This is a genomic window from Bartonella sp. AS69XJJH, assembly GCF_042195585.1.
Classification (GTDB): domain Bacteria; phylum Pseudomonadota; class Alphaproteobacteria; order Rhizobiales; family Rhizobiaceae; genus Bartonella.
Genome location: NZ_JBHIOO010000030.1, coordinates 1 through 8,671 on the forward strand (window position 1 = coordinate 1; position 8,671 = coordinate 8,671).

Here is an 8,671-nt window from a genome sequence, read left to right on the forward strand (position 1 = left end):
TAGAAGAGAGCATTTGGCATGACTAAGTAACTGGCCGTTTGTGCTACAGGGACGATCACACTTGGACCAGAACCAGAGCCATTTCCAGAACCAGAACCATTTCCAAGAAGTTCTGGTTGCAAACGGAAATCCCAGAAATTTTGGTTCTTTTCATCAAAGAGGTTTTGTGCAATATCGGCTTGTCCATGGCTTGAATTTGCTCCATAGGCACGGAGAGTATATTTATCAGGTAAACCACCTCTTGTGGTATAGCCGTTTACGAGTTTGAAAGAGTCTTCTTCTGCTTTTCCAGAAACTTGAATGAGTGAAAGACCACGGACATTGGCAGCTGCAGAGGTATTTGCTGCGACATTGTCATCATCTAAGCGCCCCGTAACATAAACAGATGTGTTACCAGAGACATCTCCATTGATCAAAAGTCTATCGGTTTTTTGGTCATTTATTGCAGCACCATCACTCCATCTTGCGTTAAAGTAAATCTTTGCATCACCCGTTGCGTTGTAGACTTCTTGCGTGTCTGGTTTACCAGAACCTATATGCAATGTTTGGTAATGATCTTCTGTTGGTTTATCAAAAACAATGGAGCTGTTGTTGAGACTAAGCGTGGAAACATCAGAACGAGATCTTTGAGCAATTTCAAGCAGATTGCCATCAGCATCTTTTTCGTTTTTGCTGATCTTCAACGTCCATGTTGTATCGTTTTTCAGATCAAAGTGTACATTTCTGTCTTTAGCAATATTCGTTCTGCCTTCTAGAGTAGACTGATCAGCGCTTAAGGTGAAGGTGCCGTTGGAGATCGCTTTAGCCTCTTTACCATCCCACAAATCTTTATCTTTCCATAACGTTTTGTCCCAAAAAATACCATCTCCTAATAATACGTCGGCATGGATTTCTGAATTTTTGAGATTGACTGTACCGATTGATGGAGCAGCAGCATCTTCGATGCTTTTTTCAACAAAAGCTCCAACGAGAATACCAGTACCATTTTCAGCATGAAGTTCTGCGTTGGTCAGATTGGTCTCATTGCTATGATATTTTTGTGGATCATGCGAGCCATTTGGATTGTTGTCAGAGAAAGTTGTGAATTGTAAACCGGCAACTTCTGCTGTGGCAGAAACATCTTTCAGATCAATATGGCCGCCATTTATTACAACCAGTGCAGCTTTTTTTGCTTCTATTTTATTTTTCTTCCCATTCTGAAGAGCGTCGGATTGGGTATCTAGATCTTTAGAATTAGCATCAATAGCGCCATTGCTCGTTTTAATTGTACTACCTTCAATGGCAAAAAGACCAACATCAACATTTTGAATGGTTGTTTTGCCATTTAACTCAACTATACTATCGGCCTCCCAAGTGCTTACACCAACGGTTGGTTTTTTGGATTTACCACCGGTTATTGTTAAATCTCCACTAACGATTTTACTCCCACTATCAGCATAAAGACCTTCATCAAAATTTTGAATGGTTGTTTTGCCCGTTAACCTAACTTCACTACTAGAGTCCGATGTCCATACACCAGTGCGTTCGTTGTCGGGGCCTTGATCAATCGCTTCACCACCGATTATCGATAAGTTTTCGCTAACGATTTTACCACCAACACTTGCTCCAAGACCGTTCCAAGTATTGTTAATTGTTGTATCGCCATGCAATTCAATTCTGCTATCAGGACCAATTGCAAGTGCACCGGTTCCTTTGCCACCCACCATTAGAGTAATATTCGTGGCATCAATTTGTCCAGCATTTTCTGTAAGTAATACGCTTTTACCTTCATCCCCAATTCCTCCTATGGCAATTCCTCCTGCCATTGTGATCTTAGATCCTGAACCCTCTGCATAGAGTGTATTACCTTTAGATGATGCGACTGTAACATTGTTGTTTAAAGTAATGGTGCTGCCGTTCTTAGCATATACCGCATAAGTGCTCCCATCGAATACTCCTCCAGACACTGTTATTGTTGAGTGATCCTCTGCAAATATGCCTTTTATTACTTCAGTGACGGCTACATTGTTTAAAGTCACAGTGCTGTTTTTAACACTTATTCCTAAGGATATTGGATTATCTTCATTATAACTCGATATTACCACATCTTCCAGCTTGTTTTTTTCACTCTTACTGTTAGAGAAGGAAGCACCAATGCTAGATAAGGAGGCTCCACTTCCAGAAGTTGTAATTTTTCCCTTAGTCATTTGAAGTGTAGCACCGTCTTTGGCTTCAAGGCCTAAGAAAATACCAGAACCAGTGCCTTTAATGGTTGTGCCATCCAGTAACTCAATCGCACTATTAGCACCTTCTGCTGTTACAGCATAGACGGTTTTGTTTGTGCCTTGGTTTATATCTTTATACGTAACAATGGTTAAATGTTTTCCAATGATTTTTCCACCGTCTTTTGCGTGAATAGTTTCATAGGTTTTATCGGATACTTCTTCTTGTTTACCATCAGAAACTTCGAGGGTTTCAGCATGTGCACTGAACTGGATGTTGAACAGAATGATAGCGGCTGCAGCCGTGCATGATAAAAGGGATGTTTTATACACTAGTATTTTCCTTATGAGAGCCCCCAAAATTCATTTCCCCGCGAATTTCATAAGAAGAAGTGAAAATGGATAGTTTTTTTTAAATTCAGTAATTGTCTTTATTTGGTAAGACATTTTTGGTTTTTTGTCAAAATTAAAAAATAATTGATATTAATTATGTCTAATACAAAATGTATTTATAATTGATTTTATTTAAAGAATTATAATTTTGAATATTATTATTCAGAGAAATATTCTGAGATACTGATATAGTGGTACCATGACATCTTTTAAGTGATGGTAGAGATTATTAGATAATGCAAATTGGAGTTATGAGGGAACAAAAAAAGGTGTAGAAGAAGCTTGTAAAAAAGCTAACTTAATTAGGTTTAAAGTGGGTTTTCACCTTTCAACACAGTAGTATTAACTTATTTCTAATAGACTTCTCTTTTTCTCAAAGTAGGAAGTACCCTTCATCCATTGGGGATGAAGTGCTCTGTTGCATTTGTTGTGTCTTGTCTTGGTTCTTTTCGTAAAGAGCTAAGTATAAAGAGGGAAGGGTGTTTTAAAAGGAAAAAAGGCAGCGCATTGTGCTGCCTTTTTTAAATCGAATAGAATAAATAGGCTATTTTTACAGCCTTGAGTTAAAACTGATAGCGTATTCCACCTGAAAAACTTGCACCACTTATACCCGTTTTCTGAAGCTTTTGTTGATAGCTTACATCACCATAAAGGGAGAAATTGTGAGACAGTTGCGCATTAATGCCAACGCCGCCCTCAATTGCCGTTCCCATGGGATCAAGATCAAAATTCTTGCTAATTTGTACTTTTCCCTTATCACCAAAAGTTTTGATTAAGTTTACTTTTCCATAGAAGGAAATGGCAGGACCATTTTCAGTGGTCATAATGGTTTTGGTTAAACGTCCACCAACACGGATCAACCATTGAGAAGGATTTTTCATATCAATTTTTAAATTATCAGCATCTTCAATGGTATCAAACATCAAATGTTGATAAGCAAGTTGTATTTGGGGCTCGAAGGTTACTCCTTCCATTCCGATAGAAAATTGTTTGCCAACGGTGGTGGAAATACTCAACATTTTTACATTGTTCAATTTCGCGGTTTTACCAATGATGGCATTGGTGATATCGCCCTTTATTATCCCATAGGATAAAAGCGTATCGATATAGAAACCACTGTCATGCTGTACACTACCATAGGCAGTGAGAGACCATTTATCTAGGGTGCTTTTACTTGCATCTTGCATCTCTTTTGGAGTGAAAGACAGTTGCCCATAGGTACCTAAAAGACCAAGATGTGTAGTAGTGCTTTGCCCTTCAATTGCTGCTAATGTGACACCGGCTTGGAGAGCAGCATAGCGGATATCAGTGCCATAACCATATTTAAGAGGTCCGCGTTTCGAGGATAAGGTACCTGTACCCCCATAGGTAGAGAGGAAGAAATTGTTTTTTAGATTGTTCTGCTCTCCAAAGACTGTTGTTCTCATATTGGCTAAAAGTGCATTTTGCTTGGCCATATCGGCCAATCCAGCATAAAATAGGGCATTTGGCATAACCAAATAGCTTGCCATTTGTGGTACAACGGTTCTTACTTTTGAATTGGGGTCAAGAAATTCAGGCTGCAAGCGGAAATCCCAGAAATCTTTATCCTTTTCATCGAATAAGTTTTGGTTAGCATTGGCTTTGCCATAGCTTGATACTGGTCCATAGGCAGTTAGCGTATATTTATAAGGAGTTCCTCCTATGGTGGTATAGCCATTTTTCAATTTAAAGGAGTCTTCTTTTGCTTCTCCAGAAACTTGAATAAGTGAAAGTCCACCTATATTTGAAGAAGCAGAAACATTTTCTACATTCTCTTTATCTCCTGAGACTTTGACATAAACTGTTGTGGTGCCTGCTACATCACCGTGAATGAGAAGCCTATCGGTTTTTTGTGCATCTATTGCAACACCATCACTCCATATAGCGTTGAAATGAATTTCTGCCTCACTAGAAGCATTATAGACGGCTTTGGTATCTGGTTTACCAGAACCTATATGCAATGTATGATAATGATCTTCTACCGGTCCATTAAAAACAATAGAACTATCATTGAGATTGAGCACAGAAATATCAGAACGTGACCTTTGAGCAATAGCAAGCAGTTTTCCGTCATCATCGGTTTCTTTTGTACTGGTTTTCAATATCCATGTTGTCTTGTTTGTCAAATCAAAGCGTGCAGTTCTGTTTTCTGCAATTTTTGCTCTTCCCTTTAATACGGAGTGATTAGCATTTAGTGTAAAAGCAAAGTTATTTTCTTTAGTTGATGCTTTGGCTGCTAATAAAATATCGGCACTGATTTCTGAATTTTTGAGATTGGCTATACCGATTGATTGGTCTGCGTTAATTCCAATACTATTTTCAGTGCGAATCTTTGTATTTGTCAAGTTGATTTCTAAGGCATTATCGTCCTCGGATTTATCAAATGTTATGCCACTGTTTTCTGCTGTTGCAGAAACATTTGTTACATCAATATATCCGCTATTTTTTAAAACAAATGCTGATCCTTTTGCTGCTACGGTCCCTCCAGTCATTTTAATCGTGCCACCGTTTTCTGCATAAAGCCCGATGAAAGTATTGCTAATTGCTGTATTTCCATGCAATTCAATTAAGCTGTAAGGATTGCTGGCAGCTGTACCGTATCCGTTGCCATCCATCGTTGTTAGAGCAACGTCTGTGACCTTAATATGTCCACCGTTCATTGCAAACAATGCCATGGTTTTCGCAGTTACTGTTCCACCAGTCATTATAATTGTGCCACTATTTTCTGCTTCAAGTCCGGTTACAGCATTATTAATTGTTGTCTTTCCATATAATTCAATCAAGCTTTTAGGATCGGTTGCAGCAGCACCATAGTTACCATTTGTTGTTGTTAAAGCAACATCTGTGACTTTAATATGCCCACCGCTTTTTGCAAGCACTGCCACGTTTGTTGCGGTTACAGCTCCTCCCGTCATTGTGATTGCACCACTGTTTTCTGCATTAAGCCCGATGAAAATATTATTAATCGTTGTCTTTCCATATAATTCAATCAAGCTTTCAGGATCGGAGGTAGCTGCTCCGTATCCGTTGCCATCCATCGTTGTTAGAGCAACATCTGTGAGCTTAATATGTCCCCCGCTTTTTGCAAGCAATGCCATGTTTGTTGCGGCTACAGTTCCACCCGCCATTGTGATAGTACCACTATTTTCTGTATAAAGTCCGATGAAAGCATTATTAATCGTTGTCTTTCCATGTAATTCAATCAAGCTGTCAGGATCGCTGGTAGCTGCACCGTATCCGTTGCCATCCATTGTTGTTAGAGCAACATCTGTGACCTTAATGTGTCCACCACTTTTTGTAAGTACTGCCGCGCTTTTCCCAGTTACAGTTCCACCCGCCATTGCGATAGTACCACTATTTTCTGTATAAAGTCCGATGAGAGCATTATTAATCGTTGTCTTTCCATGCAATTCAATCAAGCTTTCAGGATCGGTGGAAGCAGCACCGTATCCGTTTCCTTCCATCGTTGTTAGAGCAACATCTGTGACCTTAATATATCCACCGTTCATGGTAATCAATGCTGCGCTTTTCGCAGTTACAGCTCCTCCCGTCATTATGATGACACCACTGTTTTCCGCATCAAGTCCATTTATAGCATTATTAATCGTTGTCCCCCCATCCAATTCAATAAAGCTGTAAGGATCGGTGGAAGCTGCCCCGTTTCCGTTTCCGTCCATCGTTGTTAGAGCAACATCTGTGACCTTAATATATCCACCTTTTTTTGCAAATAATGCTCTGTTTCCCGCAGTCACTGTTCCTCCCATCATTATGATTGTAGAGAATAAACCGTCTGCATAGAGTCCATCACCATTAGATGATGTAACTTGAACGCTGCCTTCTTTACTATTGGCTAAAGTAATGAAGCTACCGTTCATTACGTATAGTCCTACGTGTTCTCCATTAAATGCTCCTCCTAATATTCTTACTTGAGAACCATCTTCTGCGGATATGCTGGTTTCTGCTTGGGTAATGGTTACATTTTTTAAAGTGAGATGACTTCCGGCAAAGGCCGTTATTCCTGTGTATAAAAACTCTTCTTTTTCATTTTCTAATTCACTTTCCCATCCAGGGTCTAATTCATTGTCCGATGTTTTTACATTTTCTAGCTTGTCTTGATCGCTTATGCTGGTATTTGCATAAGTAATGGTTACATTTTCTAACTTGTTTTTATTGCTTTTACTCTCATTGAAGAACGCGCCAGTTTCAAAAGCCGTAATGGTTCCTCCAGTCATTGTGATTGTGCTACCGTTTGCTGCATAAAGTCCAATTACAGCGTCATTAATTACCGTATTTCCGTGCAGTTCAATTGTGCTGTCAACATCATTAGCTATTGCACCGATTCCGGTACCACCTGTTTTTAAAGTAATATCTGTGACGTCAATATGTCCGCCATTTTCTGCAAGTAATGCTGTATTTTTTCCAGTGACTGCTCCTCCTATCATTGTGATTGTGGATTGCGCGCCATTTGCATAGAGCCCGTCACCATGAGATGATGTAACTTGAACACTGCCTTTTTTATTATCGGCTAATTTACTATAGGTTAAAGTAATAGCGCTGCCTTCCGTAGCAGATATTCCTTTGAGTTCTCCATCAAATGCTCCTCCTAATATCGTTACTTCTGAATGATCATTTGCAAATATACTGGTGTTTGCTTGTGTAACTGTTACGTTTTCTAAAGTAACTTTGCTTTTGTTGTCAGCATTTATTCCCTTATCCATGAAGTGGTCATCTTTACTGCTTGATATTGTTACACCTTCCAGCTTGTTTTTATCATTCATACTGTTTTCGAAGAAAGCGCCAATTTCAGAAACCGTAATAATGCCCCCAGTCATTTGAAGTATCGCTCCATCTTTTGCATTAAGACCGAGACGAATGTCAAAGTCAGTTCCTTTAATGGTTGTGTCTTGCAGTAATGTAATGGCGCTGCCAAGACCTTCAGCTGTTACAGCGTAAATATCTGTGTTTGTATCTTTATTCCCAACAATAGTTAAATGCGTGCCGGTGATTTCCCCGTTGTCTTTTGCATTAATAATCTCATACGTTGTGTTAGATACTTCTTTTTTCTCGCCGGAAACTTCAAGAGTTTCAGCATATACATTGAGATGGGTGTTGAATAGCATGACAGCTATGACAGCTGTGCAGGATAAAAGGGATTTTTTACACATCAAGATTTTCCTAACTTATAAGAGCCACACACTTTTCCCCCGCTTATAAGAAGGATATCAAATGGATGGATATTTTAGATATGGAACGTGAGTAGGCTATTTTTATTTTTGTGTAAAGTATAAATTAACTTATACATTTAACATATAATGTATAATATTTAAATTCATTTAGTGTTATATGAATAAATTATGTTAATATTATACAGGTATTATAAGTTTTTCTATTCAAGATATGTGTTATGTTTGCATAAAACTTGTTGCTTATGCTTAAAGAAAAGGAGTAGGCAAGAAAATTTCAAAAAACTGTATGCTTGAGCCTGATAGGGATTTCTTTCAACATCATAAAACCAAAGGTGATATCATAGTTTTCATGCTTTTCTTTAACAGTTACGATAAAATAGCGCTCATCGATTTTTCAATCGACTTTTAGTTTTTTTCAAGTGATGTTTTTACTAGTTGAAAGCGCGATATTTTGTCGTCTTGAGTTTTTTTAACTCATTTTCTCAAAGAGAAATGTTAGCAGTGTGTATTGGTAGAGAAGAATAGGGGAGAGATAAAAAGGCAGTACATTGTGCTGCCTTTTTATTAATGCATAGAAAAGAAATATGCTGTTTTGACAGTTTTGTTTTAAAACTGATAGCGTATGCCGCCTGAAAAGTTTGCACCACTTATACCCGTTTTCTGAAGCTTTTGTTGATAGCTTACATCACCATGAAGGGAGAAATTGTGAGACAGTTGTGCATTGATGCCAACGCCGCCTTCAATTGCAGGTCCCATAGGATCAAGGTCAAAGTTTCTGCCAATCTGGATAGTGCCATCATCACCAAAAGTTTTGATCAAGTTTACTTTTCCATAGAAAGACATAGGACGGCTGTTTTCAGTGGAAATGGT

Annotated in this window: 3 protein-coding genes; all 3 read right to left on the reverse strand. The window is 38.6% G+C overall.

Annotation, left to right across the window (positions count from 1 at the left end; genetic code table 11):
* A partial coding sequence (locus tag ACFIK6_RS08570) for an autotransporter outer membrane beta-barrel domain-containing protein (RefSeq protein ID WP_375677542.1) occupies nt 1-2,534 on the reverse strand: 2,534 nt, incomplete at its 3' end.
* Nucleotides 2,535-3,157: 623 nt separating this feature from the next.
* Entirely contained in the window at nt 3,158-7,780 is a 4,623-nt protein-coding gene (locus tag ACFIK6_RS08575; protein WP_375677543.1) for an autotransporter outer membrane beta-barrel domain-containing protein, read from the reverse strand.
* Between the two features lie 627 nt (nt 7,781-8,407).
* The coding region (locus tag ACFIK6_RS08580) for an autotransporter outer membrane beta-barrel domain-containing protein (protein WP_375677544.1) at nt 8,408-8,671 on the reverse strand (264 nt) is incomplete at its 5' end.